Source organism: Acidovorax cavernicola (assembly GCF_003581445.1).
Genome location: NZ_QXMN01000002.1, coordinates 140,237 through 165,371, shown reverse-complemented (window position 1 = coordinate 165,371; position 25,135 = coordinate 140,237). Strand labels below are relative to the sequence as shown.

The following is a 25,135-nucleotide window of genomic DNA, read 5'->3' as shown; positions in this document are numbered from 1 at the left end:
AGAACCCCTTGACCCGTTACACCTAAACCTCGAACGTCGGATCGCCATAGGGGTAGTAGTCCTCGAGCCGGACGTTGGCGTAGCGCAATCCATCGAGCCGCACGGTTCCCAGGTACGGCTCGGGCGGCTCCACCAGCAGGATGCTGGCAGCGAAGCCGGTGTCGTCGAAGCCCCGGCGGAAGTGCACGCGCGACTTGATCGCGAAGAGGTCGAAGTCCGCCGCGTCCAGGCCCATCCCCGTGAACATCGCGGGATCGATGATCTGCATGAGATAGGTGCTGATGACCAGCACGTTGCCGGCGCCGAAGCGCACGCTGACGTAGTCGCTGCGTCCCCCGGTCCCGTCTTGCGCGCTGCCTGTTCCCAGCACCGTGCCCGTCACGCGCACCGGCTGGCCGGCGGATTCGTCCACGAGCCCGCCCACGAGGTGATCGAACGATGCGCCGGGCCGGATGCCCTCGCGCATCAGTCGACTGACCAGCGCCTTGTCGGCAACGCTGGCGACGAGCGTCCTGTGCAGGTCGTGCCGCAGCACCGCGTCGAGCACCCAGGTCGCGCTGCCCGACCGGTCGCTGTGGTCCGCCAGCACGACCGGCGTGCGCCCGGCAGCCATGTCCTGCCGAGCCTTTTCGATGCCTTCGTCGATGGTGTGGATCTTCGTGGTGTGCAGCAGCGCCTTGCGCATGCGCCAGGCGCTGCGCGCGAGGTCGGCGGCGATCCGCGCGGACAGCGCTGCATCGCCGTTGGTCGTGACCTGGACCGTCATGCCGATGTCCGGGACGTCCGACCAGGGGAAGCCGAAGTAGATGTTGACGACGGTGTCGGGCTCGCGCGCCTCCCAGACCAGTGCCTGTTGCGCGAGGTCCATCCACGGCGAGGCCCCGGTCCACTGCAGCACGGTGGGCGAGACGATCGGGACTTTCAGCGTGGTCGAGGTGGGACTGAAATCGCCGCGCATGGCCCGCACCATGGCGCGCGCGGCGCGCTCGCCTTGCAGGTGCATGTCGTAGTGCGGATAGAACTTCACGCAGAACGCGAAGTCGGCGGCCTCCAGGAACTGTTCGTCCTCGTTGCCGTGCGGATCGAAGGTGGCGCCGAGGATGGCGTTGGGGCCCACGACCCGGCGCACCCGCGCAGCGAGTTCCGCCTCGGGGCGCGGCACGCCCCGGACTGCCATTGCGCCGTGCAGGGCCATGTACACGCCGTCGAAGGGGCCGCGATCGGCCAGGTCGCGCAACATGGCCTGGGTGAAGTGCTCGTACGCTTCCTGCGTCACCCAGCCCGAGCCGATGCCGGTCTTGGGAAAGAGCGGCGAGTCGATGCCCACCAGTTCGATGCCGGCGTACTCGCGCGCGCATCGGACGAAGCCGCCCATGTAGCCCCGGGGATCGGCCTGGAGCAGGGCTTCGTCGCGGCAGGGCGAGCCCTCGTAGATGAAATCGTTCAGTTCCGTGTCCTGCGCGAGGAAGGTCACGGTCTCGTGCGCGAAGTGCAGCACCGCGATGCGCAGCGGTGCGATATCTGGTGTCGGGGGATGAGCGGACATGACGGGTTCGTTCACACCTTCTCAGATGTTGGCCGCGCCGGCGCGCTTGACCAGGGCGGCCCACTTGTCCTGCTCGCGCTTGACGAAGGCGATGAACTGTTCGGCGCTCATCGGTGCCATCGCCAGGGTGCCCGTCTGTTGGTAGAAGGCCTTGACGGCCGGGCTCTGGTTGGTTTTCTCCGCCGCCTGCTGCAGTTTCTGGATGAGGGGCTGGGGCGTGCCCCTGGGCGCGGCGATGCCGCCCCAGCTGATGGTCTCGTAGCCCTTCAAGCCCGTTTCCTGCAGGGTGCGGACCTCGGGGAAGAGCGCGCTGCGTTGCGACGCGGTCACGGCCAGCAGCCGGACGCGCCCGTCCTTCGCGTACGGGCCCACCGACAGCAGGTTGTCGAACATGAAGTCGACACGCTCGCCGGCAATGTCGGTGTAGGCCGCCGAAGAGCCCTTGTAGGGCACGTGGACGGCGGTGATGCCGGCCATCTCCTTGAAGAGCTCGCCGCTCAGGTGTCCCGTTGTGCCGGTTCCTGAGGAGCCCATGGTGAGCTTGTCCGGGTGCGCCTTCGCGTAGGCGATGAGGTCCTGCACCGAGTGCACGGGCAGCGTGGGGCGCACCACCAGTGCGTTCATCGTGGAGGCGGTCAGCGCGATCGGCACCAGGTCGACGAGGGGATCGTATTTCTGCTTGGGAAAGAGCGTTGGGTTGATGGCCAGCGTACCCACGTTGACGTACAGCAGCGTGTAGCCGTCCGGGGCGGCGCCGAGCGCGGCCGCCGTGCCCGTGATGCCGTTGGCGCCGGGGCGGTTGTCGATGATCACCGGCTGTCCCAGCGCGAGCGCCAGTTCGTTGGCGAAGAGCCGGTTGACGATGTCCGGCGAGCTTCCGGCGGCGAACGGGACGATCAGTTTCACCGGCTTGCCGGGCCAGGATTCGGCATGGCCGCTGCTGCTGCCGAGGAAAAGGCCCGCGCCGAGCAGGGCGCTGAACTCGCGACGATTCATGAACACTCCGGATTGCATGTCACCAGGGTTGGAGTGCCGCGCGCTGCTTCATGAGCAGATGCGATGCATCTCCGCCTTGCTGCGCCCCACGGCCTTGCCGCAAATGGACAAGGCGAAGGATTCGCGCAGAGGGAGAATAGGTCTCCAGCCCCGAGAACGACAAACGATCGATGCGCATGAAGTTCATGCGAAAAACTCATGAAAAGAAGCCTGCACCTCGCGCTCCCTTCCATCGACAGCCTCATCGTCTTCGAGCAGGCGGCCCACTTCCTGAGCTTCACCAAGGCCGGTCAGCATCTCGGCCTGACGCAGAGCGCGGTGAGCCGCCAGATGATCGACCTGGAGGCGCTGCTGCAGGTCGCGCTCTTCACGCGCGACAAGCGACGGGTGCAGCTCACGCCCGCCGGCGGCGAGTTTCGCGAGATGGTCCGGCCGATCGTGCGCGACCTGCGCTCTGCCACGCTGCGGATGCGGTTTCGCCAGGCGCAGACGGGCGTGCTCAACCTCTCCGTCGCGGCCAGCTTCTGCAACCTGTGGCTGATCCCGCGCCTGCCCCGGTACTACCGCGACGAGGCGGCGCCGCGCGTGAACGTGACGCCGCATGTCGGCGCCGTGCGCTTCGGCGACGGCCAGTTCGACGCGGCCATCGTGAATGCCGACCGCCCGCCGCCGGATTGCGAATCCATCCGGCTGCTGGATATCGAGCTCGCACCCTATGGCGCGACTGCGCTGCTGGCCGAATTGAAAGCCGGGCGCTTGCAGGACCTGCCGCGCATTCCCGCGCTGGATTTGCGCGAAGGCGAGGGCGCGTGGCTGACCTACCTGTCGCAGGTCGGATTGCCGCACATCCCGGTGGACTATGTCGGCAGCAATTCAATGCTCTGGGTGAACCACGAGGCGGCATTGGCGGGGCTCGGCATCGCCCTGCTGCCCAGCCACTTCGTGGAGCGGGAGGTGACGCAGGGGCGGCTCGTCCGGCTGCACCCCGCGACCTTCTCGATCGGGCGCTCGTACTACTACTGTTGGCCGTCGCATCAGGCCAAGAGTGAGGCCGTGCAGCACCTTGGAAACTGGCTCAAGGACTCCCTGGTCGAATCCTGAGCAGGCGGCGCCGTGTGGCGTCGCTCAACCGCGCGGGCGCTGCCCGAACCAGATGCTGCCGATCACCAGCACGAAGCCGGCGATCTGCGTCGGCGTCAGCGTCTGGTCCAGGAAGACCCAGCCCAGCGTCACCGCGGTCACGGGGCTGAGGAAACCGAGCGAAGACACGACGGACGACTCCAGCCGTGCCACGCCGCGGAACCACAGCACGTAGGTCAGCGCCGCGCCGATCAGGCCGAGCCAGGCCAGCCCCGCGAGATTGGCCGCGCTCACCTGCGGCAGCGTCGGATCGACCAGCAGCGCCACCGGCACCAGCAGCAGCCCGCCGGCAGTGAGCTGCCAGGCGGTCAAGGTCAGCAGCGACACCGGCGGCTGCCAGCGCCGCCCCAGCACCGTGCCGAAGGCCATCGAGACAGCGCCGGCCAATGCGGCGGCGACGCCGATCGGGTCCAGCGCGGCATTCGGCGTGAGCACCAGCAGCGCCACGCCGCACAGCCCCGCGAGGGCGGCCGCGATGGTCGCGGCGCGAATCGGCGTCTGCAGGAGAAAGTAGGCCAGCACGATCACGATCAACGGCTGCACCGCCCCCACCGTGGCCGCCACGCCGCCGGGCAGGCGATAGACCGAGATGAACAGCATGGCCCAGAAGAAGGAGAAGTTGAGCGCCCCCAGCACGAAGGCGCGCAGCCACCAGATGCCGCGCGGCAGCTGGCGCACCGCCAGCAGCATCACCAGCCCGGCGGGCAGGGCGCGCAGCATGGCCACCAGCATCGGCGGCCAGCCGGCCAGGAACTGGGTGCTGACGATGTAGGTGCTGCCCCATATGGCGGGAGCGATGGCGGTCAGGAGGAGGTCGTCGGCGCGGATTTTCATGCGAGGTCGAGTATCTCCGGCAGCGGGCGGCGCGGCTTCTGCGGCCAGTTGCCGGGCGCGGCGCGACCGACAGCGACCAGCACCACGGGCACCTCGTGCGACTGCAGGCCGAACTCGCGGCGCACGCCCTCGGGATCGAAGCCGACCATGGGCCCGGAGGCCAGGCCCTGGGCCTCGGCGGCATGGATCAGCGTCGCCGCGCCGAAGGTGGCGGTGCGCACCGCCTCGTCGCGCGCGGTTTGCGCGTCGGCGTACTGCAGCCGTGCGCCTTCGCGCCAGCCGGCCACCGTCTCCTCGGACATGAAGCCGTGCTCGACGAAGGGGCGCAGCCGCTCGGACAGGCTGTCGTGGTCGGGCGGCAGTCCGACGATGATGAAGGTGACCGCCGCATCGACGACCTTGCGCTGGTTCTGCGCCACCGCGCGCAGCCGCGCCTTGGCCTCGGGCGTGCGCACGGCGATGAAGCGCCAGTTCTGCAGGTGGTAGGCGGTGGGGGCCCGGGTCGCCAGGCGCACGAGCGCCTCGATCTCGGTGTCCTGCAGCACGTGCCCGGGGTCGAAGTGGTTGGCGGAGAACCGTTGCTCGATGAGGGCCAGTGCGGGATGGGTCGTCATGAAGGGTTCCTTGGTGATGGATTGAGGGTGTCGGTGCGCGGACCGCCTCAGGGCGCAGTGGGCGCCATGGGCGCAAGGCCTGCACCGAGGCCGGCCCCGTCGAGGAAGGCTCCTTGCTCGGTGTAGACCAGCCGCGTGCCGCTGCCTTCTGCGAAGAACTCGATCGTCGCCAGCGACACGGAGTTGCGCCGGCCGCCGATGGTCATCGTGTAGCTCAGCACGATGCGTTGGCCGGGCACGATCTCGTGATAGATCGTGTCCATGCGCATCGGCGGCCCGTCGCCGCGGCTGAAGCGGCTGCACTCGTGGCCACCTTCCGCGAACACCGCGGTGAATGCTTCCAGGGTCCAGCCCTCGCCGTCGCCGAACCAGCAGCGCTTGGCCGCCGGATCGGCGAAGGCCTCGAAGACCCGCGCAGGGCTGGCCGCGCAGTTGCGCTCGATGACGAAGCTGGCGTGGCGGATGCCGGGCCGGCTCATGCCGCTGCGCCGCACGGCAGCGTGGCCTCCAGCGTGAAGCCGCCGACACCGACAGGTGCGCGCGCGTCGACCGCGTCAATCACCGCCGCCGCGCCTGCGCTGGTGAAGCCGCCGTACAGCTCGATCAGTCCGATGCCGCGCGCGGCCAGTTCCCGCGCCACCGCCGGCGCGTCGGCTTCGTCGGGGAGCGGAACGAAGATGGTGTGCTGCAGCGCGATGGTCCTGGTGAAGCGATCCGCCGACGGGTCGGCGCCGGCCTCGAGGAAGAGAAAGGCCTGGGCAGGCGGGCGGCCTTCGAGGTAGGCCTGGTTGAAGCGCGCGGCGGGCAGCAGCGATTCGATGCCGAAGCTCACCGAGCTGACCCGCACGGCGGGCCCGGCTGCGGCGCTGACCACGGGGCGCCATCGCGGCGAGACGCCGCCGCACAGCTCGATCAACGCCACGCCTTCGGCGACCAGGTCTGCCGTCACGGCCAGCAGTTCACCGGGCTCGCTGATGGCCACGATGGTCAAGTCCTTGCGCTGGATGAGGTCGCGTCTCGGGTCGGCGCCGGGGACTTCGTAGACGATGGCCTTCTTCATGACTTCCCTCTATGGAGTTGGATGTAGGGATAGTGCTTGAATGGAATGATCTGCACAATTGTCGAAATTTCGATCAACTCGATCAGGTGAATCGATCATGTTGGATGCCCTGACCCTCGACCAGCTTCGCGTCTTCGTGTCGATCGCCGACCGGGGATCGTTTCGCGCGGCGGCCCGCTCGCTGGGGCGCGCGCAGTCCGGCCTCAGCAGCGCCATCGCCAACCTCGAGTCGGAACTGCGCCTGCCGCTGTTCGACCGCTCGCAGCACCGGCCTGTGCTGACCGAGGCGGGCGCGACCTTGCTCGCCGAAGCGCGCACGCTCCTGATCAAGGCCGACGCGCTGCGGGCACGCGCCAACAGCTTCAGCCAGGGCGTGGAGGCCGAGCTGCGCGTGGCCATGGACCCGCTGCTGCCGCTGCCACTGCTCGCGCGCGTGATCCGGCGCTTTCAAGAGGGCTTTCCGAGCGTGCGGCTGTCGCTGCAGACCTCGCCGATGACGGCCACGCTCGCGCTGGTGCTGCAGGGTGAGTGCGACATCGGCCTCACGGCCTCGGACGAGCAGGACCCGCACATCGCGTCCGAGGCCTTGGCCGACATCCCCGGCATGGTTGCCGTCTGCGGTGCGGGCCATGCGCTGGCCCATGCGCCGGGCGAGGGCGGCTGGACCGCGGTCGACCTCAGCGATCACCTGCAGATCGTGGTAGCCGATCCGTCCGCGCGTTCGCAGGGGCGCAGCTTCGGTGTGCTGTCGCAGAAGACCTGCCGGGTCAGCGACATCGCGACCAAGCATGCGCTCATCGTCGGCGGCGTGGGCTGGGGCCACCTGCCGCAGTGGATGGTGGAAGACGACCTGCGTGCCGGCCGGCTCGCGCGCGTCTCGCTGGCCATGCAGCACGGCCTGGGCCCCAGGCACCTGACGATCTTCATGATCCGCCGCATCGATCGGCCGTTCGGACCCGCGGCCTCGGGCTTGTGCCGCATGCTGGCGGACGACTTCCGCTGATGCCGGCCTGATCCGGCCGGCTTCGTTGCTTTGCGCTGGCGGACCCTCTTCAACTGATCTGCGACAGATCTTCAGCAGACCTTCAGCCTTTCCTTGGCTTGCACGAGGGATCGCGTCTCCAGAATCCGTGCGAACGTGAACTCGCCACTGGTGCCCGTCGCGAGCGCCGAGTCGTGACGCCCGGCCGTCTTGACGCTTCAGCTCCGCTCCCCGGCTCGTGGGCGCATCTCTACATCACAACCACCTCCAAAGGAAATCGGAATGAATCTGTTTGAAATGAAGACAGGGGCTCAACGGCTGCTCTCGATAGGAAGCGCCTGCGTTCTTCTCATGGCACTCACCGGATGCGAGACGCTGGAGGATCGACGTCGACACGAAAGGCATGAGGATGCGCGGAAGTGCTCCAGCTACGGTGCGCGTGAGGGCTCGAGAGCGTTCAGCGACTGCATGTACCGAAGGCAACTGCGGCGGGACCGGGACCGGGACTGGGACAGGCGCGAGGATCGCGACGACTAGGTCTTCGAAATCGCCCTTTCGAGTCGCGATCTCAGGAATTGCGAGCCGCCGGCGCCGAACCTTTAGCAATCCTTAAGGTTGGCGGACGAACAATCCAGCCATGCATCTCCTGCTCATTGAAGACGACCTCGACCTGGGTCGAGCCCTGTCGCAAGCACTCAAGGCCGAAGGCTTCAGCGTCGAGTGGCTGCGCCGCATCGTCGACGCACCCCGTTCGCTCGAGGGCGATGCCTGCGGCTGTGTCCTGCTCGACGTCTGCCTGCCGGACGGCTCGGGCCTGCACCTGCTGTCGCGCTGGCGGCGTTCGGGTGTGATGGTGCCCATCATCGTCATCACGGCGCGTTCCGCACTCGACGATCGGCTGACCGGGTTGGACGGCGGTGCCGATGACTACGTGGTGAAGCCTTTCGCGACGCCCGAGCTGGTGGCGCGCATCCATGCCGTGCGGCGCCGCTATGCACAGCAAGCCAGCGACTTGTGGACGCTCGGCGACCTCGAGATCGCGCCGCGTGCGCATGTCGTACGGCTCGCTGGCGAAGTGCTGGATCTGTCTCCGCGCGAATTCAACCTGATGCTCGAGCTTGCGCGCGAGCCTGGCGCGGTGGTCCCCAAGGGCACCTTGTCGCAGAGGTTGGACCCGCGAGGCGACGTGGTCGATTTCAGCGCGATCGAAGTGCACGTGTCGAACCTGCGCCGCAAGATCGGCGCGGAGCGCATCAAGACAGTACGTGGCGTCGGCTACATGCTCGCAACATGAAGTGGCTGTTGCAGCGCAGCCTGGTCCGGCGCGTCGCGTTGTCGCTGATGTTCGCCTTCACGCTCGCGTGGATCGTGCTGGTGGCCTACGTCTATCTGGATTTCCGGATGAGCATGTACACGGACTCGAACGTCGTGCGCGCTGGCCGCGAGCTCAACGCCGTGCTGGCGGACGTCGAGAACCCGAGCGTGGCCGCCGAAGTCGTCCGGACGATGGATGCGATGGTCAACAGGATGCGCCACGAGTGGGGCAGGACCCCGGAAGGCGCGGTCTTTCAGTTGAAGGATGCGCAGGGGCGGCTCCTGTATGCGTCGCCCGCGATCATCGGCCTGGCGCTGCCCGGAGAGCCCGGCAGGATGATCGACGTCGCATTGCACGACCGGCGATATTGGTTGTACGAAGGGCGCAGTGCCCGTTGGCGCGTGTGGGTCGGCGAGCCGCACCGGGGAACGCCGTGGGTGATCGGCCTCTTCGGCAGCTTGCTCGTGATGCCATTCTTGATCGCCTTTCCGTTCGTGCTGGCACCTGTGTGGATCGCCGCGAGGCAGGGCCTCAAGCCGCTGCGGCTGCTCGGCGAGCGCATCCAGACGCGAAGCGCCGATGACCTGACCCCACTGAAGTTCGCGCCGAAGTACGCCGAGTTGAAGCCGCTGGTGATGGCGCTTGAAGACCTGCTCGCGCAGCTGCGAGGCAAGGTCGAGCGCGAACGCTCGTTCGTGAACGACGCCGCGCACGAGCTGCGAACACCGCTCGCCGTGATCGGCGTGCAGGCGCACGTGCTGTCGCGCTCGACCGACCCCGCCGAGCGCGAGGAGGCCGCGCAGCACCTGGCGCACGCCATCGCCCGCAGCTCGCATCTCATTCGGCAACTTCTGGAACTGGCGACCATGGAGGGTTCGTCGAACCCTGAAGTGCAGTGCGTCGACATCGCGGAGCTCACACGGCGTCACCTCGCGCAAACGGCGAGGGATGCGGCCGAACGACAACTGGAGCTGACCTTCGAGTCGCCCGATCGCGTGTGCTTCACCTTGTCGGTGCCTCTGTATGAGTCGGTGTTGCGCAACCTGCTCGACAACGCGACGAAGTATGTCGACGAGGGCGGTCAGGTGTCAGTCGCGCTGCGCGCGGAAGACGGCGTCCTGGTGCTCTCGGTGATCGACACCGGGCCGGGTATTCCGCTCGAAGAGCACGCATTGGTTTTCGATCGCTTCCACCGCGTGTCGGGCACCTCGGCGCAGGGCTCGGGGCTCGGGCTTTCGATCGCGCGGCAGGCCTGCCAGCGCATGGGGGGCATGATCGAGCTGACGCCCAACCCGGCGGGACTGGGATGCGCGTTCACGGTTCGAATTCGCAGCCGGCTCGCGCCTGATGCCGTTTCGCCGTGAACAGCCCGCTCGCCGGCTTCTGCGTGAGCGGGCCTGCGCAGCGTGAGCAGCACTTACCGGCTGGCCGGCGATGTGAAGTTCGAGTAGAGGCCCTACACTGTGGCCGCGCTGCAGGTGGGCTACCGGTTCCACCCGAAGCTGGAGGCCACGCTGATGCTTGGCGCCCCGTGAAAAAAGGGCGTCCAGACGGGTGAGCCGGACGCTCCCTGGCCATTTTTTCCTGCGCATTCATTCGTCGAATGACAGCCGGGTCGCGGAACCTTCGGGCGATGAGGGCCTCTTATCGGGCTTTTCCGCTTCTTTGGTCGCTCCAGCCCCTGTCGCTTGATGAATGAAATCCGCAATGCCGCCGCCGAGCTCGCACTTTTTCGCCGCCGTGTGGTGGTCGTCGGCTGCGCGGTGCTGTTCGGATTCGGGCTGATCGGCGCGAGGCTGGTCTACCTGCAGGTGGTGCGCCACGAGACGCTGGCGGACCGGGCCGAGAGCAATCGCACGGCGATCGTCCCGGTGGTTCCCAACCGCGGGCAGATCGTGGATCGCAACGGCGTGGTGCTTGCGTCCAACTACGCCGCCTACACGCTGGAGATCACGCCGTCGAAGGTGGGCGACATCACGACCGTCATCGACGAGCTGGGGGAGCTGGTCGAAGTGACGCCCAGGGACCGTCGTCGCTTCCAGCGACTGCGCGAGGATTCGCGCAGCTTCGACTCCCTGCCCATCCGCAGCCGTCTGAGCGATGAAGAGGTGGCACGTTTCGCGGCGCAGCGCTACCGCTTCCCCGGCGTGGAAATCAAGGCGCGGCTGTTCCGCAGCTATCCGCATGGCGAGGTGGGCGCGCACGTGATCGGCTACATCGGCCGCATCAACCAGCGCGAGAAGACCGCGATGGACGACTGGGCAGAAGACGAGCGCGCCAACTACCGGGGCACCGACTACATTGGCAAGGTCGGCATCGAGCAGAGCTACGAACAGGCGCTGCACGGCCAGACCGGGGTGGAGCAGATGGAAACCTCGGCCGGCGGGCATGCGGTGCGCCGCTTGTCCCGTCACCCCGCCAGGCCCGGCCAGACGGTGATGCTGTCGCTCGACATCAAACTGCAGAAGCTGGTCGAAGACATGTTCGGCGAGCGCCGGGGCGCGCTGGTGGCCATCGACCCGAAGACCGGCGAGGTGCTGGCCTTCGTGAGCAAGCCCTCGTTCGACCCCAACCTCTTCGTCGAAGGCATCGACACGGAGAGCTGGAAGGCGCTGATCGAGTCGCCCGACAACCCGCTGATGAACCGCGCGCTGCGCGGCACCTATCCGCCGGGCTCCACCTACAAGCCCTTCATGGCGATGGCGGCGCTGCAGACCGGCAAGCGCAGCGCGGACAAGGTGGAGAACGATCCGGGCTTCTACAACTTCGGCGGACGCACGTTTCGCAGCCACCGGGGTGGACTGGGCGGCGTCGACATGCACCGCGCCATCCAGTTCTCGAGCAACACGTACTTCTATTCGCTGGCCAGCGAGATGGGCGTCGACCTGATCCACGACTTCATGGCGCCGCTGGGTTTCGGACAGTACACCGGCATCGACCTGCAGGGCGAATCGCGCGGCGTGCTGCCGAGCAAGGCCTGGAAGCGCGCGGCCTACCGGCGCGCCGACATGAAGACCTGGCACCCGGGCGAGACGATTTCTCTGGGCATCGGACAGGGCTACAACAACTTCACGATGCTGCAACTGGCCTCGGCCAACGCCACGCTGGCCAACGGCGGCGTGCGCTACCAGCCGCACCTGGTGCGCGCGATCCGCGACACCGTGACCGGCGACGTGGTGCGCCAGGTTCAACCCCCGGCCCAGGACCTGGGCTATGCGCGCAGGCACGTGGAGGTGGTGCGCGACGCGATGGTGGCGGTCACCAAGGGCGGCACCGGCACGCGCGTGTTCGCGGGCGCCGCGTACACCTCGGCCGGCAAGACGGGCACCTCGCAGGCCGTGAGCCTGGGGCCGAAGGCACGTGCGAGCGGCAAGGCCCTGGATGAACGCCAGCGCGATCACGCGCTGTACATGGCGTTCGCCCCGGCCGAAGACCCGACGATCGCCGTGGCGGCGATCGTCGAGAACGCCGGCTTCGGTGCGGCGCACGCGGCACCGATCGTGCGACGTGTGTTCGACTACTGGATTGCGGACCAGTACCCGAACGACGCCGACATGGCGGCAGTCCAGGTGGGCAAGGCCGGGGCGCCCATCGGCACGCCGTTGCGGGCGAGCGAGGTGCCGATGCCGGACGACGATGGGGCGACGGGGGAGGCTTCGGTGCTTTGAGGGGGCGATGGCGAACGTGCGGCGACGATGGTCGAACTCCATCCGGTCAGCGATGCTTCTGGTTGCGCGAGCAGGCGGCCGCGAGTTCGCCCGCTACAGCCATGCCGTTCGGGACGGACTCACCGGCGGCACATTGCCTGCACGCGTGTCAGTCCTTGCTGGGGCTGTACGCGGCGCAACGGTTCTGGCTCTTTCCGGATGAAAGCAGGCACTGCATCCTTTCATCCTCGACCCCCACCATACCCTCCGATGAGCTGCTTCCCGTCGCGCCATCGGGGTAGGTCACCAGATGGCTGCGACGGTCTTGCGGGGCTGCACGCACCGTCATGGCCATGTCGCCGAACACGTTTGTTTCCAGGTACAGCGTTGCGGACGTCGGGGGATCGAAGCTCGGAGGAAGGAAGAGCGACTTGGATCGCAGTCGAACTTCGTTTTTCGACGGGTCTTCTCTGATGTAGATCACGGGAAAATATGAAAGCTCCGCTCTCAGGCCTGGCGTGCGGACGGCGTTTTTCTCACTCCCGAATCTGAACCTGCTTCGGAAGGACGTCGCTTCCTTCCCCTTGGCCAGCGGGTGGTTGCTTCTGTACTTGAATGAGGTTTCGAGGGACACCAGCTTCCATTGGCAACTTCCTCCCGCATCGATGGCAAAGCGCGCCTTGTAGGCATCGCCTACCGACTCCTTGATGAGGTTGACGTGTTCGAAGTGCGTGGCTCGCATCAGCATCGTGCCGCTTTGCGACTGGCCGCCCACACCGTAGCTCCTCGGTTCCTTGCATTTTTCGGATTCGTATTCCAGCGTGACAGGCAGGGGCTCGACACCTTCGTTCCCCTTCATGACCAGCGTCAGCCAGCGGGCATTCGCGGCAGGGCTTTGCGTGCGATCGGCTTTCTGGTCCAGATCCAGCGCCGAGGCGCAACCCGCCAGGACAAAGCAGATCATCAACAGAGGGATGCCGGATTTCGTCTTCATGTTCGGTCGTCGCGCAATGATGGAACGGTTCTGCTCGCGCCGGGTGGGGCGCGGACAGTTCGGGCGAGTGTCGGGCGCGCGATGCGACCGACGCTATTGCTTCACCTTGCCCAGCGCGTTGACGATCGACAGCTCGACATAGTTCGAGCCCACGTGGGAGGTCGGCGAGAAGCCGGTCGAATAGCTGCCGATGTCCACAGGGCCGAAGGTATTCAGCGCCGCCACCATGCCCTCGCGGGTCGGAGTGCGACCGATCCGTTGGGCGGCTTCCACGATGACGCGGCCCGCGATGAAGCCCTCGATCATGGTGAAACTGCGTTCGAGCTCAATCTTCGACTTGGCGAACGCATCGTTGAAGTCCTTGCTGAGGGCCGTCGTCACCTTGTACGGACTGGGTGTCACCTGGGCGATCACGATGCCCCGCATCTGCTCTTCGCCCAGCCGCTGCGAGAGTTGCTCGACATCGGCGCTCGATGGCGTGAAGAGATGGGCCTTCCCGCCCTCGGAGCGATAGCGCTCGACGAAGGCGCTGGTGGTGCTGCTGTTGCTCACCAGGGGAGGCAATGACCCCGCCTGTCCCTGCGTCTGCTGCCGGTGGGCCGGGGTGCTAACCACAAAGCCGAAGCCTTCGGCACTAACTTGTGGAAGGGGGCCCTTCCAATCGAGCGGAACTCGCGCGCTGGGTCCTGATTTTTCGCAGCGTGTTGGTCAAGGCCTGCGGGCTGGTGTTGAGTTGCCTTGCCGCTTTGGTCGGGCGCATGCCTTCGACCAGTACCAGGCGCGCGGCGGCCAGGGACGGGGTGGTCTGCAGATGCAGTTTCTGGGCCACTTCCCAGAACTCGGCCGAGGTGAACGTGCCGAGGTCGGGGGGCAACGAGCGCGGCGCGACCGCCTTGCGCTTCTCGAAAACACAGTGAGGCGCGGATTCCATTTCAGCAACCCGGGCGATCAGGGCCTCGAGATAAGCCTGTGTGGCAGGGGTGTTCGAAATCCAGTTCGAATGGACGATCAGCTTCGATCCGTCGTCGGGAAACGTGTGCTCCCAACTCACACGCAACTCGGTCATCGCCAGCGGTGAAACGCGCACGTCGCGGGACGGCCGTTTTCGGTGTGATTTTTTCGCATGTGTGCAGTATGTCTCAGAAGGGGGCGCTTCTCCGAGAGCGATCCGCCGCGGGTGTGAGTCGTACCCGCCAATGAAAAAGGGCGTCCGGTCGAATGAACCGGACGCCCTTGGGCATTTCAATTGGTCGGGGCGAAAGGATTCGAACCTTCGACCCTCTGGTCCCAAACCAGATGCGCTACCAGGCTGCGCTACACCCCGCCAAGCCTTCGATTCTAGCCCGAATCCAGGCCCGTTCAGCGCTTCTCGTACTGCGTCTTGCCAAAAAGGATCTCGCGGGCCTTGTCATCCGTGATCGGACGACGCAGATCGGCCAGCACTTTCACGCCGCGCTGCACGGCGGGGCGCGCGGCGATGCCGTCGAACCAGGCCTTCAGGTGCGGGTAGTCGGTGAGGGTGATGCCCTGGTTTTCCCAGCTGCGCAGCCACGGGAAGATGGCGATGTCGGCAATCGAATAGCTCTTGCCGGCAATGAACTTGTTCTTCGACAGCTGCCGGTCGATCACGCCGTACAGGCGCCTGGCTTCGTTGGTGTAGCGGTCGACGGCATAGGCGATCTTCTCGGGCGCGTAGATGCGGAAGTGGTGCGCCTGGCCCAGCATCGGGCCGACGCCGCCCATCTGGAACATGAGCCACTGCAGCACGTCGTAGCGTTCGCGGTCGCCCGTGGGCAGGAACTTGCCGGTCTTGCCTGCCAGGTACACGAGGATGGCGCCTGATTCGAACAGCGAGATCGGCTGGCCGTCCGGCCCGTCGGGGTCGGTGATGGCGGGGATCTTGTTGTTGGGGCTGATCTTCAGGAACTCGGGGGCGAACTGGTCGCCGGTGCCGATGTTCACCGGATGCGCGTGGTACGGCAGGCCGCACTCCTCGAGCATGATGTGAATCTTGTGGCCGTTCGGCGTGGGCCAGGAATAGACCTCGATGGGCGATGCGGGCATGTCGCGGGCTCCGGATTGAGAGGGTTGTGACGGGAGAACGGCAGCATATACACGCCTATCCGGGCGCGTGCGGGTGCGGTCATTGCCCGTCGGCCCGCGGCCGAATCAGCCCACCTGACGTTCGTGCGCGTTGCACCACATCCAGTGTTCGCCGGGCTCGATGGACTGGATCACCGGATGCCCTTCAGCCCGCGCATGCTTCGTGGCGTGGCGGTTCTTCGACGAGTCGCAGCAGCCCACGTGGCCGCAGTGCACACACAGGCGCAGGTGGACCCAGGTGTCGCCGGTCTTCAGGCAGTCTTCGCAGCCCTGGGGCGTGTGCGGCTGCGCGAGGTCGGCGGGAACGTGTTCGCAGGCTTGGATGGGCATGGAGCGCCTTTGGAGAAGAAAAAGATTCAGGCCACGGCCGAAGCCGACGACAGGTGCTGGTGAATGAGCGCCACCGCCGCGGCGCCTTCGCCGATCGCACCGCCCACGCGCTTGACCGAGCCCGAGCGCACGTCGCCCACCGCGAACACGCCGGGCACGCTCGATTCGAGCGCGGCGGCGGGCCGGGCCGGGAAGCCGCTGCTCGCGGCCGGGCCGGTCAGCACGAAGCCGTGGCGATCGACCGCCACGCCGCAGCCGTCGAGCCATGCGGTCTCGGGCTCTGCGCCGACAAACAGGAAGATGTTGCGCGCCGGGCAGTCGTGCTCCTGGCCGGAGGTGTGACAGCGCCACGTGGCGCCCGTGAGGCCCTCTTCGGGCGCGCCGTGCAGCCGGACGAGCTCGGTGTGCGGCTGAAGCGAGATGTTGGGCGTGGCTTCGATGCGGTCGATCAGGTAGCGCGACATGCTGGCCGCCAGCGAAGGTCCGCGCACCAGCACGTTGACCTTGGCCGCGTGGCGCGACAGGAACACCGCCGCCTGGCCCGCCGAGTTGCCGCCGCCCACCAGCGCGACTTCCTGCTGCGCGCAGATCTTGGCTTCGATGGCCGAGGCCCAGTACCAGATGCCGCGGCCTTCGAATTCGGCCAGGCGCGGCACGCCGGGGCGACGGTAGCGCGCGCCGCTCGCGATGACCACCGTGCGCGCCTGGATGCGGCGGCCGTCGGTGAGCTTCAATGCCAGGCTGCCCAGGGCGTTCTCGCGCGAACAGTCGAGCGCTGCCACCTGCGCCGGAATCAGCATCTCGACGCCGAACTTCTGCGCCTGCACGAACGCGCGGCCCGCCAGCGCCTGTCCGGAGATGCCGGTCGGAAAGCCCAGGTAGTTCTCGATGCGTGCGCTGGCGCCGGCCTGGCCGCCGAAGGCGCGGCAATCGAGCACGATCACGCGCAGGCCTTCGGAGGCCGCATACACCGCGGTCGCAAGGCCGGCCGGCCCGGCGCCGACCACGGCCACGTCGTACAGCTCGTCGCGCGCCGCGGTGTCGACCATGCCGAGGCACCGCGCCAGGCCTTCGTCGCTCGGGTTGACGAGCACCGAGCCATCGGGGCACACGGCCAGCAGTTGGTCAGGGCCGTATTGAGCGAGCAGGGCGGCGGCATCGGCATCCGCCGCCGCATCGACCAGGTGATAAGGATGACCGTTGCGGCGCAGGAAGTTCTCCAGCCGCGCCATGTCGTGTGAATCGGGCCGCCCGATCAGCACCGGTCCGGCCGCGCCCGATTCGATCAGCGCCACGCGCCGCAGGATCAGCGCGCGGGTGATGCGCTCGCCCAGGTCGGCCTCGGCCACCAAGAGCGCGCGCAGGCGGTCCGGCGGCACGACCAGCGCCTCGACCTCTTCGTCGGCGTGCCCGTCGACCAGGGCAGGGCGCCCGCTCAGCTGGCCGACCTCGGCCAGGAATTCGCCCGGCCCCTGGCGTGCGATGGGCACCACATGGCCCAGGCCGTCGCGTTGCGTGACGGCCACCACGCCCTTGAGCAGCACGAACATGCCGGCGCCGGTCTCGCCGGCGGTGAACAGGCGTTCGCCGCGCGCAAAGCGCTGCACGCTGCCGAAGCTGGCGATGCGTGCCATCTCGGCGTCACTGAGGACGGGGAAAGTCTGGTGCAGGCGGCTGTTGGCGCCTGGAGCATCGGTGGCCATGGGGGTGGAACTCCGTGTCGCGAATGCTCCGCATTAGACGCCGAAGCGGGCGCGAAACGGCGCAAACGCGCGATGTAACAACGTCATGTGGCTGCCATGCCGCTGACATGCCGCTTTCATCGCGTGTGTCCAGACTCGGTCGGCAGAAAGGGATTTCCCATGAAAGAACTGCCGAACCCGACGTTTCCGCTCTCGCAGCTCGGACTGCGCGCGGCCTTGTGGCCTGCCCCCACGACCGGCACCCCCGTCGCCACCTCTGCCGCTGCCGCCGCAACAGCCGCCGCCCTGGCCACTCGCACGTCGGTGCCCGAGGCGCCCCTCGCTGTCATCGTGCCACCGGCCGCCGAAGCCAAGTCGGGCATCACGGTGAGCTGGGCCCGCCATCTCGACGATGTGCGTGCCGCGCAACGCCTGCGTCACGATGTGTTCGTCGGCGAAATGGGCGCACGCCTGACCACGCCGCTGGCCGGCCACGACATCGACCTGTTCGACGACTTCTGCGAACACCTGCTGGTGCGCGACGAACTCACCGGCCAGGTCATCGGCACCTACCGTGTGCTGACCCCCGCGCAGGCCCGCCGTGTCGGCAGCACCTACAGCGACACCGAATTCGACCTGACCCGCCTGCGCGACCTGCGCGAGCGCATGGTCGAGCTGGGCCGCAGCTGCGTGCATGCCGAGCACCGCCAGGGCGGTGTGATCCTGGCCCTGTGGGGCGCGCTGGCCGGTTTCATGCATCGCAACAAGCTCGACACCATGATCGGCTGCGCGAGCATTCCGATGTCGCACAACGGCGTGACCAGCGGTGACGCGGCCGCCAGCATCTGGCGCCAGCTCTCGGCCAGCCATCTGGCGCCGATCCAGTACCAGGTGCAGCCGCGCCTGCCGCTGCCGGTCGAGCGGCTGGACAGCGCGCTCGACGTGGAACCGCCCGCGCTCATCAAGGGTTATCTGCGCCTGGGTGCCAAGGTGCTGGGTGCGCCGGCCTGGGACCCGGACTTCAACACCGCCGACCTGCCCATGCTGATGCGCATCGACGATCTGCCGGCGCGCTACCGCAAGCACTTCCTCGGCGCATGAAGCCGGCGGCCATCCGGCCCGACGCCGGGCCGCACGCTGCATCGCTGTCGTCGAATATGTCAGGGGCGTTGCCTGCGGGGCAGGGCGCGTCACGCGAATGTCATGGAACTGTCACGAACGAAGTTGACACTGTCATATTTCAGCCGACGTGTTCTCCCGTGCCGCTTGCTCCAGAATCAGTGCCCATGCCTTCCGTTTCCGCTGACCCATCGCGCGCCGATGCGTCGCCCTCGTTCGCATTGCTGGACCGCGACCACAGCATCCTCTCGTTCAACGAGCGCGTGCTCGACTGGGCGCATCGCCCCGAGGTGCCGCTGATCGAGCGCCTGCGCTATCTGTGCATCGTGTCGTCCAACCTCGACGAATTCTTCGAGGTTCGCGCCGCGCCGCACCTGAGTGCGGGCAGTGCCGGCGATCGCAAGGGCACCTACACGGTCGAGTCGTTCGAGCGGTTGTCCGAGGCGGCCCATGCCCTGGTGGCAAGGCAGTACGCGCTGTACAACGATGAGCTGATGCCGACCTTCGCGACGCACGGCATCCACATCGTGTCGCACGGCGAGCGCAACCCGGCCCAGCGCAAGTGGGTCAGCGAGTATTTCGAGCGCGAGGTGCGCCCGCTGCTGATCCCTGTGGGGCTCGATCCGGCGCATCCGTTCCCGCAGGTGGCGAACAAGTCGCTGAACTTCATCGTGCGCCTGGGTGGCAAGGACGCCTTCGGCCGCGAGAACCCGATCCAGATCGTCAAGCTGCCGCGCGTGCTGCCGCGCCTGATCAAGATGCCGGCCAAGGTGTCGGATGGCAAGACGCTGTTCGTCGCGCTGTCGAGCGTGGTGCGCGCGCACCTGGCGAGCATGTTCCCGGGCCGCGAAGTGGGCGACTTCTCGCAGTTCCGCGTCACGCGCCATTCCGACCTCGCTGTCGATGAGGAAGACGTCAAGAACCTGCGCACCGCGCTGCGCCAGGGTCTGCAGCACCGCCACTACGGGCAGGCCGTGCGGCTCGAGGTGTCGGCGAGCTGCGCCGAATCGCTCGCGAGCTTCCTGCTGGCGCAGTTCAACCTGCCGCCACAGGCGCTGTACCGCGTGCATGGGCCGGTGAACCTGGCGCGTCTCACGCAACTCATCGACCTGATCGGCGAGCCGCAGCTGCGCTTTCCGCCTTACGAGGCGTCGTTCCCCGTCACGCTGTCGCCCGCGCAGTCGTTCTTCGATCGGCTGCAGCGCGGCGATGTGCTGATCCACCAGCCCTTCGAGAGCTTCGACGGCGTGCTGGCCTTCCTGCGCGAATCCGTGCTCGATCCGCAGGTGCTGGCCATCAAGCAGACCATCTACCGCACGGGCGCCGACTCGGAGCTCATGGACCTGCTGCGCGAAGCCGTGCGCCGCGGCAAGGAGGTCACGGTGGTGGTCGAGCTGAAGGCGCGCTTCGACGAGGAGGCCAACATTAACTGGGCCGAGATGCTCGAGTCGATCGGCGCCCAGGTGGTGTACGGCGTGGTGGGCCTGAAGACCCACGCGAAGATGCTGCTGGTCACGCGCCGCGAGGGCAAGCAACTGCGCCGCTACGGTCACCTTTCCACGGGCAACTACAACCCGCGCACGTCGCGGCTGTACACCGACATCAGCCACCTCACGGCCGACCCGGCGCTCACCGCCGACATGGAAGCCGTGTTCGTCCACCTGGCCAGCCAGAGCCGCCTGCCCAAACTCAACCGCATGTGGCTCGCCCCCTTCGACCTGCACAAGAACCTGGTCGCGCGCATCGATGCGCTGGGGCAGGCCGCAGCCAGCGGCGAGCCGACGCGCATCGTCGCCAAGATGAATGCGCTGACCGACGAGGAGATCATCGGCGCGCTCATCCGTGCGGGTCAGAAGGGTGTGAAGATCGACCTCATCGTGCGCGGCGCCTGCACGCTGCCGGCGCAGGTGCCGGGGCTCACCGACAACGTGCGCGTGCGCTCGGTGATCGGGCGTTTCCTCGAGCATTCGCGGGTGTTCTATTTCCGCCATGGCGAGGACGAGTCGCTCTACCTGTCGAGCGCCGACTGGATGAACCGCAACATGATGCGGCGCATCGAGCTGGCCTGGCCTGTGACCGACCCCAACCTGCGCCAGCGCCTCATCGACGAATGCCTGGTGGCCTATCTGCACGACGGGCGCGACGCCTGGGACCTGGGCGGCGACGGCATCTACACGCGTGTCGACCACGACACGCACTCCGGCGAGGCGGGCGCGTCCCCCGCGATCGAAGCGCATGGCGCCCAGGCCGCATTGATGGGCCGCTATGCATCACGAGGAAATCACCGTGATGCGTCCGCCCATTGAAATTGAAGAAGAAGTTCGAAAGACGATGAGCATGGACTTGATCTTCTGGCGTCACGCCGAAGCCGAGGACTGGACCGAAGGTTGTGACGACATGCAGCGCTCGCTCACGCCGCGCGGCGAAAAGCAGGCCAAGCGCATGGCCTCCTGGCTCGACCGGCAATTGCCCGACGGCACGCGCATCGTGTGCAGCCCGGCGCGCCGCTGCGAGCAGACCGCGCTGGCGCTGGGCCGCAAGTACAAGCTGCGTTCGGAGCTGTCGCCCGACACCACCGCCGACGCGCTGCTGGCCGCCACGGGCTGGCCCAACGGCAAGTCGGTGGTGCTGGTGGTGGGTCACCAGCCTTCGCTGGGGCAGGCGATCTCGCTGCTGCTCGGCCTGAAGCAGGACAGCTGCCCGGTGCGCAAGGGCTCGCTGTGGTGGATCCGCACCCGTGAGCGCGATGGTGACGTGCAGACCGTCGTCGTGACGGTGCAGGCGCCCGAACTGCTCTAGGGCCAATCAAGGCGGGTGACGCCGCGTGTGCATGTGCACACGCAAGGAACGCGACGCCAGAAGCCGCGTAATCAGGCCCTGGGTACCCCGGGCGCTTTGTCATGGATGCAGACCAAGTGGGCAGGGGCGCTTGTCTCCCCGGAAAAAGGGCGCGCTGCTCATGTGCGCCGGCGGCGAAATTCCTACAGTGACTCCACGGCAGTCCGTCTGGCCCCGACGAGGGAAAAGAGCGTTGCCTGTCGGCCACCTCACTGGGGGAACACGCATGAAACCGCTCGACCTCTTGCCAAGAAGCCCCACGACCCTGCTGCGGGAAAGCGCGGGCATGTCGTTGAAGATGCTGACTTTCCTGCTGGTTGCCGCAGCCCTTCTGTCAGGGTGCGCGACGAACACGCCCCCGCCTGCGCTGCAGATCAGCCCCGACGCAGCCCGGTCGGTAGCGAAGGTCGAAATCATCTACAACCAGCAGGACGAACTGCTCGTCTCGGATGGCGGCGGTTCGGGGTTGACAAGCTTCGCCGGGTTCCTGGGCCCCATTGTCGCGCTGGTGGCGCTCGGCATCGACAACAGCAGCCGGGCATCGGCGGCCGACCGCATGGCCCAGCGCAGCAAGGAATTCACGGACGCGGTGAGAAAGAGCGGTGTGCCCATGGGGCTCAACAAGTACTTCGCAGAACGGCTGGCGGAACGCCTGCGGGACGGCGGTCGCGAGGTGAAGCTGACGCCTTTCATGCGCGCGACCGGAAAGCTCCCCGAGATGCAGGTGCCGGAACTCCAGCCCACCCCTGGCTACAGCACATTGATCCTGCGGATCATGACGGCCTATGGCGCGTACGATGCGACTTCGAGCTTCAAGCCCTACGTGACGGTCGAGCAGTTGCTGAGAGACGAGCATCAGACCGTCCTCTACCAGGCAAGCCATAGTCCCGAATTGAGCGAGCCGACCTACTTCCGCTATGAAGGCATCCTCAGCGACCCTGCGGCTGCCCGGGAAGGGCTGAAGCAAGGGCTTGCCCAGGTCGTTCAGTCTGCCTACGTCGGCATGTTCGGAGGCGACGCGCCTCGCGTGGCCCATGTGGCAGCCGGCCCGGCGGTCGCCCCCGATCCCGGCACCGCCCCTGAGTAAAGGCCAGGGGCGCTCAGGCTCCGCTGAGGTCCACGCGCCAGTTGCCGGTTTTCTGCCAGGCGAGCACTTCTTCTCGCAGGAGGTGCGCGGACTGCGGGTAGACCTCGGCCCAGTCGGGCGCGCAGGCGATCGTGAATGCACGCGCGCCCAGCGTCGCCACGTGCAGCGCCTGCGGGTCAGGGTCGCGGCGCGCATGGCACAGGATCACGGCCAGTCGCAGCGCGAGCAGCTGCATCACGAAGGTCTCGTCGTCGAGCGAGGCCTCGAGCTTGCGCAGCTTGCCGCGCTGGCCGAGCACCAGCTGCGCGAGGGCATGCAACTCGTTCACCGCGAAGCCCGGTGCATCGGTGTTGTCGAGGATGTAGGCGCCGTGCTTGTGATAGTCGCTGTGCGAGACCAGCGTGCCGATCTCGTGCAGCTGCGCGGCCCAGCCGAGCTTGCGCAGTGCGCGGCCGGCGCGGCTGGAGGTGCTGCCGCCGCGCGCGGCGGGGGCCAACTGAACGAACAGCGCGGCGGCGGTGTCGCTCACGCGCTTGGCTTGGGCTGTATCGACGGCGAAGCGGGTGGCCAGCCGGGTCACGGTGGCGCTGCGCATGTCGGCCACGCTCTCGTCGCGTTCGAGCAACTCGTACAGCACGCCGTGGCGCAGGGCGCCCTGGGCGACCTTCATTTCCTGGATGTCGAGCAGGTCGAACACCGCGCGCAGCACGCTCAGGCCGCCGCCGATCACGGCCTTGCGGTCTTCGCGCATGCCGTCGATGCGCAGCTTGTCGATGCTGCCGGCCTTGAGCAGGCGGTCGAGCAGCCAGTCGAGACCGTCGCGGGTGACAAGGCCGGCCTCGCCGCCGGCCGCGGCAAGCACGTCGCCCACCGCGCCGATGGTGCCGGAGGCGCCGTAGGCCACGTCCCACTGATCGCGTGTGTAGCTCGACAGCGCGTCGTCCAGCACGGCCTTGGCCGCCACCTCGGCGGCGCGGAAGGCGGGGGCGGTGAACTGGCCTTCGCCGAAATGCTTCATCGACCAGGCGACGCTGCCCACGCGGTACGACTCCATGCGCTCGGCTTCGAGCGCGTGGCCGATGATCATTTCGGTGGAGCGCCCGCCGATGTCGATCACCAGCCGGCGTTCCTGGTCGGACGCGTCCGTATGCGGCAGGTGGTGCGCCACGCCCTGATAAATAAGGCGGGCTTCTTCCCGGCCCGGGATCACGTCGATGCCGAACCCGAGGATGGTGCGCGCACGCAACAGAAATTCCTCGCGGTTGCGCGCTTCACGCAGGGTCTGGGTGGCCACGGCGCGCACTTGCGAGCGCTTGAAGCCGGCCAGGCGCTCGCCGAAGCGGGCGAGGGCGTCCCAGCCGCGCTGCATGGCTTCGGTCGTGAGGTTGCGGGCGCTGTCCAGGCCGTTGCCCTGGCGCACGGTTTCCTTGAGGTACTCGGTGCGATGGATCTGTCCGTGGTCGACCTGGCCGATTTCCAGCCTGAAGCTGTTCGAGCCGAGATCGACCGCTGCGAGGCGGGTGCCGTTTTGCATGTTGTGGTGAAGAGGGCGGTTCTCTGATCGTAGCGCCGTGACAGCAAGCGCCGCCTCCCAAGTCACGTCACGGCGAGGTCGGGAGGTTAGGCGCGGCGAATGACGGTTATGTGACATCGTCACACGCGACATGGGCGGCGCAGCGGCATTTTCCCTCGACAGAGGGGTGTCACATCGATGTCACAAAAGCTTTTTAGAGTCCGTCCGAGCCCCAAAAAGGGACTACTTCTTACTTCTCAAGGAAGCTTTATGAAAACGACGTTCAAATTTGCAACCGCCGGCCTCGTGACCGCGCTGTTCTCCATTCCCGCCCTGGCCCAAGACGTGACCGGCGCTGGCGCCAGCTTCCCGGCACCGCTGTACGCCAAGTGGGCGTCCGACTTCAACAAGGCCACCGGCGTCAAGATCAACTACCAGTCGGTCGGCTCGGGTGCCGGCCTGAAGCAGATCGAAGCCAAGACCGTCGATTTCGGCGCATCGGACGCTCCCCTGAAGGACGACGAGCTGCAAGCCAAGGGCCTGATGCAGTTCCCCACCGTCATCGGCGGCGTGATCCCCGTGGTGAACATCCCCGGCATCAAGCCGGGCGAACTGAAGCTCAACGGCCAGGTCCTGGGCGACATCTACCTGGGCAAGATCACCAAGTGGAACGACGCCGCCATCAAGGCGCTGAACGGTTCGCTGAACCTGCCTGACGCCGCCATCGCCCCGGTTCGCCGCGCCGACGGTTCGGGCACCAGCTTCCTGTTCACCAACTACCTGAGCAAGGTCAACGCCGAGTGGAAGTCGAAGGTCGGTGAAGGCACGGCCGTGAACTGGCCCACCGGCGCGGGTGGCAAGGGCAACGAAGGCGTCGCCGCTTTCGTGAACCGCCTGCCGAACTCGATCGGCTACGTGGAATACGCCTACGTGAAGCAGAACAAGATGACCTACGCGCAGCTGCAGAACGCCGCCGGCTCGTTCGTCTCGCCCGACGACACCGCTTTCAAGGCTGCCGCCGCCGGCGCCGACTGGAGCAAGAGCTTCTACCAGGTGCTGACCAACCAGGCCGGCAAGGATTCGTGGCCCATCACCGGCGCGACCTTCATCCTGCTGCACAAGGTGCAGGACAAGCCCGCCAGCGCCACCACCGTGCTGAAGTTCTTCGACTGGGCCTACAAGAGCGGCGACAAGACGGCTGACGAACTCGACTACGTGCCGATGCCCGACGCCGTGAAGGCCACCATCGCCAAGGCATGGGGTGAAGTGAAGGATGCATCGGGCAAGCCGGTCGCGTTCAAGTAAGAAGCAACCCTTCATTCCACAGTCCAGGAC

General features: G+C 67.1%; 23 protein-coding genes and 1 tRNA gene. 10 read left to right on the top strand and 14 right to left on the bottom strand.

Going from position 1 to position 25,135, the window contains the following annotated elements:
• Nucleotides 1-22: 22 nt before the first annotated feature.
• Entirely contained in the window at nt 23-1,546 is a 1,524-nt protein-coding gene (locus D3H34_RS03620; protein WP_119552081.1) for a M81 family metallopeptidase, read from the bottom strand.
• Nucleotides 1,547-1,567: 21 nt separating this feature from the next.
• Nucleotides 1,568-2,542, bottom strand: a complete 975-nt coding sequence (locus tag D3H34_RS03615; RefSeq protein WP_167481115.1) for a Bug family tripartite tricarboxylate transporter substrate binding protein — start codon at nt 2,540-2,542, stop codon at nt 1,568-1,570.
• 198 nt (nt 2,543-2,740) lie between these two features.
• Here D3H34_RS03615 and D3H34_RS03610 point away from each other — a divergent pair, with 198 nt between their 5' ends.
• Complete coding sequence (locus D3H34_RS03610; protein ID WP_119552079.1) at nt 2,741-3,643, top strand: LysR family transcriptional regulator; 903 nt, start codon at nt 2,741-2,743, stop codon at nt 3,641-3,643.
• Nucleotides 3,644-3,667: 24 nt separating this feature from the next.
• Here D3H34_RS03610 and D3H34_RS03605 read toward each other — a convergent pair whose 3' ends face one another.
• From D3H34_RS03605 to D3H34_RS03590, 4 genes are read right to left on the bottom strand one after another with little or no spacing between them, the layout of a single operon-like run.
• Nucleotides 3,668-4,516: an EamA family transporter gene (locus D3H34_RS03605; protein WP_119552078.1), complete on the bottom strand. Its 849-nt coding sequence runs from the start codon at nt 4,514-4,516 to the stop codon at nt 3,668-3,670.
• Nucleotides 4,513-5,130, bottom strand: coding sequence for a nitroreductase family protein (locus D3H34_RS03600; protein ID WP_119552077.1), 618 nt, complete (start codon nt 5,128-5,130; stop codon nt 4,513-4,515). Before D3H34_RS03600 ends, D3H34_RS03605 begins: the two co-directional genes overlap by 4 nt.
• A 47-nt stretch (nt 5,131-5,177) precedes the next feature.
• Nucleotides 5,178-5,624, bottom strand: coding sequence for an SRPBCC family protein (locus tag D3H34_RS03595; protein WP_119552076.1), 447 nt, complete (start codon nt 5,622-5,624; stop codon nt 5,178-5,180).
• Nucleotides 5,606-6,190: a DUF6506 family protein gene (locus D3H34_RS03590; RefSeq protein ID WP_119552075.1), complete on the bottom strand. Its 585-nt coding sequence runs from the start codon at nt 6,188-6,190 to the stop codon at nt 5,606-5,608. The genes D3H34_RS03595 and D3H34_RS03590 overlap by 19 nt, the downstream gene beginning before the upstream one ends.
• Before the next feature lie 97 nt (nt 6,191-6,287).
• On the opposite strand from D3H34_RS03590, the gene D3H34_RS03585 reads away from it, so the two are divergent.
• The 4 genes from D3H34_RS03585 to mrdA all read left to right on the top strand — a co-directional run bounded on the left by D3H34_RS03585 (nt 6,288) and on the right by mrdA (nt 12,155).
• Nucleotides 6,288-7,193 carry a LysR family transcriptional regulator gene (locus D3H34_RS03585; protein ID WP_119552074.1) on the top strand — a complete coding sequence of 302 codons (906 nt, stop codon included), beginning with the start codon at nt 6,288-6,290 and terminating at the stop codon, nt 7,191-7,193.
• Nucleotides 7,194-7,809: 616 nt separating this feature from the next.
• Nucleotides 7,810-8,466, top strand: coding sequence for a response regulator (locus D3H34_RS03575; protein WP_119552072.1), 657 nt, complete (start codon nt 7,810-7,812; stop codon nt 8,464-8,466).
• Nucleotides 8,463-9,851 carry a sensor histidine kinase gene (locus D3H34_RS03570; RefSeq protein ID WP_119552071.1) on the top strand — a complete coding sequence of 463 codons (1,389 nt, stop codon included), beginning with the start codon at nt 8,463-8,465 and terminating at the stop codon, nt 9,849-9,851. The genes D3H34_RS03575 and D3H34_RS03570 overlap by 4 nt, the downstream gene beginning before the upstream one ends.
• Before the next feature lie 327 nt (nt 9,852-10,178).
• On the top strand, nt 10,179-12,155 hold the full coding sequence (gene mrdA / locus D3H34_RS03565) for a penicillin-binding protein 2 (protein WP_119552070.1): 1,977 nt from the start codon (nt 10,179-10,181) through the stop codon (nt 12,153-12,155).
• Between the two features lie 148 nt (nt 12,156-12,303).
• On the opposite strand, the gene D3H34_RS03560 is transcribed toward mrdA, so the two are convergent.
• From D3H34_RS03560 to D3H34_RS03530, 7 genes are all read right to left on the bottom strand, one after another.
• Nucleotides 12,304-13,128, bottom strand: coding sequence for a hypothetical protein (locus D3H34_RS03560; protein WP_147400368.1), 825 nt, complete (start codon nt 13,126-13,128; stop codon nt 12,304-12,306).
• Between the two features lie 93 nt (nt 13,129-13,221).
• A complete protein-coding gene (locus D3H34_RS03555; RefSeq protein WP_167481113.1) occupies nt 13,222-13,692 on the bottom strand; it encodes an ABC transporter substrate-binding protein in 471 nt (156 codons plus the stop codon).
• A 70-nt stretch (nt 13,693-13,762) separates the two neighbouring features.
• Complete coding sequence (locus tag D3H34_RS03550) at nt 13,763-14,194, bottom strand: hypothetical protein (protein WP_119552067.1); 432 nt, start codon at nt 14,192-14,194, stop codon at nt 13,763-13,765.
• Nucleotides 14,195-14,375: 181 nt separating this feature from the next.
• A tRNA-Pro gene (locus D3H34_RS03545) sits at nt 14,376-14,452 on the bottom strand.
• 35 nt (nt 14,453-14,487) lie between these two features.
• Nucleotides 14,488-15,192 carry a glutathione binding-like protein gene (locus D3H34_RS03540; RefSeq protein ID WP_119552066.1) on the bottom strand — a complete coding sequence of 235 codons (705 nt, stop codon included), beginning with the start codon at nt 15,190-15,192 and terminating at the stop codon, nt 14,488-14,490.
• 105 nt (nt 15,193-15,297) lie between these two features.
• A complete protein-coding gene (locus D3H34_RS03535) occupies nt 15,298-15,561 on the bottom strand; it encodes a UBP-type zinc finger domain-containing protein (RefSeq protein ID WP_119552065.1) in 264 nt (87 codons plus the stop codon).
• Nucleotides 15,562-15,587: 26 nt separating this feature from the next.
• A complete protein-coding gene (locus D3H34_RS03530) occupies nt 15,588-17,264 on the bottom strand; it encodes an FAD-dependent oxidoreductase (protein ID WP_119552064.1) in 1,677 nt (558 codons plus the stop codon).
• 159 nt (nt 17,265-17,423) lie between these two features.
• On the opposite strand from D3H34_RS03530, the gene D3H34_RS03525 reads away from it, so the two are divergent.
• The 4 genes from D3H34_RS03525 (at nt 17,424) to D3H34_RS03510 (ending at nt 22,287) form a co-directional block, all read left to right on the top strand.
• Complete coding sequence (locus D3H34_RS03525; RefSeq protein WP_119552063.1) at nt 17,424-18,344, top strand: GNAT family N-acetyltransferase; 921 nt, start codon at nt 17,424-17,426, stop codon at nt 18,342-18,344.
• Complete coding sequence (gene ppk1 / locus D3H34_RS03520; protein ID WP_119552062.1) at nt 18,341-20,668, top strand: polyphosphate kinase 1; 2,328 nt, start codon at nt 18,341-18,343, stop codon at nt 20,666-20,668. Before D3H34_RS03525 ends, ppk1 begins: the two co-directional genes overlap by 4 nt.
• A gap of 31 nt (nt 20,669-20,699) precedes the next feature.
• Nucleotides 20,700-21,161, top strand: a complete 462-nt coding sequence (locus tag D3H34_RS03515; protein ID WP_205736669.1) for a SixA phosphatase family protein — start codon at nt 20,700-20,702, stop codon at nt 21,159-21,161.
• A gap of 265 nt (nt 21,162-21,426) precedes the next feature.
• Nucleotides 21,427-22,287 carry a hypothetical protein gene (locus D3H34_RS03510; RefSeq protein ID WP_119552060.1) on the top strand — a complete coding sequence of 287 codons (861 nt, stop codon included), beginning with the start codon at nt 21,427-21,429 and terminating at the stop codon, nt 22,285-22,287.
• A 13-nt stretch (nt 22,288-22,300) separates the two neighbouring features.
• On the opposite strand, the gene D3H34_RS03505 is transcribed toward D3H34_RS03510, so the two are convergent.
• A complete protein-coding gene (locus D3H34_RS03505; protein ID WP_119552059.1) occupies nt 22,301-23,821 on the bottom strand; it encodes a Ppx/GppA phosphatase family protein in 1,521 nt (506 codons plus the stop codon).
• 249 nt (nt 23,822-24,070) lie between these two features.
• Between D3H34_RS03505 and pstS the strand changes: the two genes are divergently transcribed.
• Nucleotides 24,071-25,105, top strand: coding sequence for a phosphate ABC transporter substrate-binding protein PstS (gene pstS / locus D3H34_RS03500; RefSeq protein WP_119552058.1), 1,035 nt, complete (start codon nt 24,071-24,073; stop codon nt 25,103-25,105).
• Nucleotides 25,106-25,135: the final 30 nt, after the last annotated feature.

What these genes read in the sequence shown, in the direction of transcription:
- D3H34_RS03620 (WP_119552081.1), bottom strand. Translation starts at nt 1,546, where the DNA reads ATGTCCGCTCATCCCCCGACACCAGATATCGCACCGCTGCGCATCGCG.
- D3H34_RS03615 (WP_167481115.1), bottom strand. Translation starts at nt 2,542, where the DNA reads ATGAATCGTCGCGAGTTCAGCGCCCTGCTCGGCGCGGGCCTTTTCCTC.
- D3H34_RS03610 (WP_119552079.1), top strand. Translation starts at nt 2,741, where the DNA reads ATGAAAAGAAGCCTGCACCTCGCGCTCCCTTCCATCGACAGCCTCATC.
- D3H34_RS03605 (WP_119552078.1), bottom strand. Translation starts at nt 4,516, where the DNA reads ATGAAAATCCGCGCCGACGACCTCCTCCTGACCGCCATCGCTCCCGCC.
- D3H34_RS03600 (WP_119552077.1), bottom strand. Translation starts at nt 5,130, where the DNA reads ATGACGACCCATCCCGCACTGGCCCTCATCGAGCAACGGTTCTCCGCC.
- D3H34_RS03590 (WP_119552075.1), bottom strand. Translation starts at nt 6,190, where the DNA reads ATGAAGAAGGCCATCGTCTACGAAGTCCCCGGCGCCGACCCGAGACGC.
- D3H34_RS03585 (WP_119552074.1), top strand. Translation starts at nt 6,288, where the DNA reads ATGTTGGATGCCCTGACCCTCGACCAGCTTCGCGTCTTCGTGTCGATC.
- D3H34_RS03575 (WP_119552072.1), top strand. Translation starts at nt 7,810, where the DNA reads ATGCATCTCCTGCTCATTGAAGACGACCTCGACCTGGGTCGAGCCCTG.
- D3H34_RS03570 (WP_119552071.1), top strand. Translation starts at nt 8,463, where the DNA reads ATGAAGTGGCTGTTGCAGCGCAGCCTGGTCCGGCGCGTCGCGTTGTCG.
- mrdA (WP_119552070.1), top strand. Translation starts at nt 10,179, where the DNA reads ATGAATGAAATCCGCAATGCCGCCGCCGAGCTCGCACTTTTTCGCCGC.
- D3H34_RS03560 (WP_147400368.1), bottom strand. Translation starts at nt 13,128, where the DNA reads ATGAAGACGAAATCCGGCATCCCTCTGTTGATGATCTGCTTTGTCCTG.
- D3H34_RS03550 (WP_119552067.1), bottom strand. Translation starts at nt 14,194, where the DNA reads ATGACCGAGTTGCGTGTGAGTTGGGAGCACACGTTTCCCGACGACGGA.
- D3H34_RS03540 (WP_119552066.1), bottom strand. Translation starts at nt 15,192, where the DNA reads ATGCCCGCATCGCCCATCGAGGTCTATTCCTGGCCCACGCCGAACGGC.
- D3H34_RS03535 (WP_119552065.1), bottom strand. Translation starts at nt 15,561, where the DNA reads ATGCCCATCCAAGCCTGCGAACACGTTCCCGCCGACCTCGCGCAGCCG.
- D3H34_RS03530 (WP_119552064.1), bottom strand. Translation starts at nt 17,264, where the DNA reads ATGGCCACCGATGCTCCAGGCGCCAACAGCCGCCTGCACCAGACTTTC.
- D3H34_RS03525 (WP_119552063.1), top strand. Translation starts at nt 17,424, where the DNA reads ATGAAAGAACTGCCGAACCCGACGTTTCCGCTCTCGCAGCTCGGACTG.
- ppk1 (WP_119552062.1), top strand. Translation starts at nt 18,341, where the DNA reads ATGAAGCCGGCGGCCATCCGGCCCGACGCCGGGCCGCACGCTGCATCG.
- D3H34_RS03515 (WP_205736669.1), top strand. Translation starts at nt 20,700, where the DNA reads ATGGACTTGATCTTCTGGCGTCACGCCGAAGCCGAGGACTGGACCGAA.
- D3H34_RS03510 (WP_119552060.1), top strand. Translation starts at nt 21,427, where the DNA reads ATGAAACCGCTCGACCTCTTGCCAAGAAGCCCCACGACCCTGCTGCGG.
- D3H34_RS03505 (WP_119552059.1), bottom strand. Translation starts at nt 23,821, where the DNA reads ATGCAAAACGGCACCCGCCTCGCAGCGGTCGATCTCGGCTCGAACAGC.
- pstS (WP_119552058.1), top strand. Translation starts at nt 24,071, where the DNA reads ATGAAAACGACGTTCAAATTTGCAACCGCCGGCCTCGTGACCGCGCTG.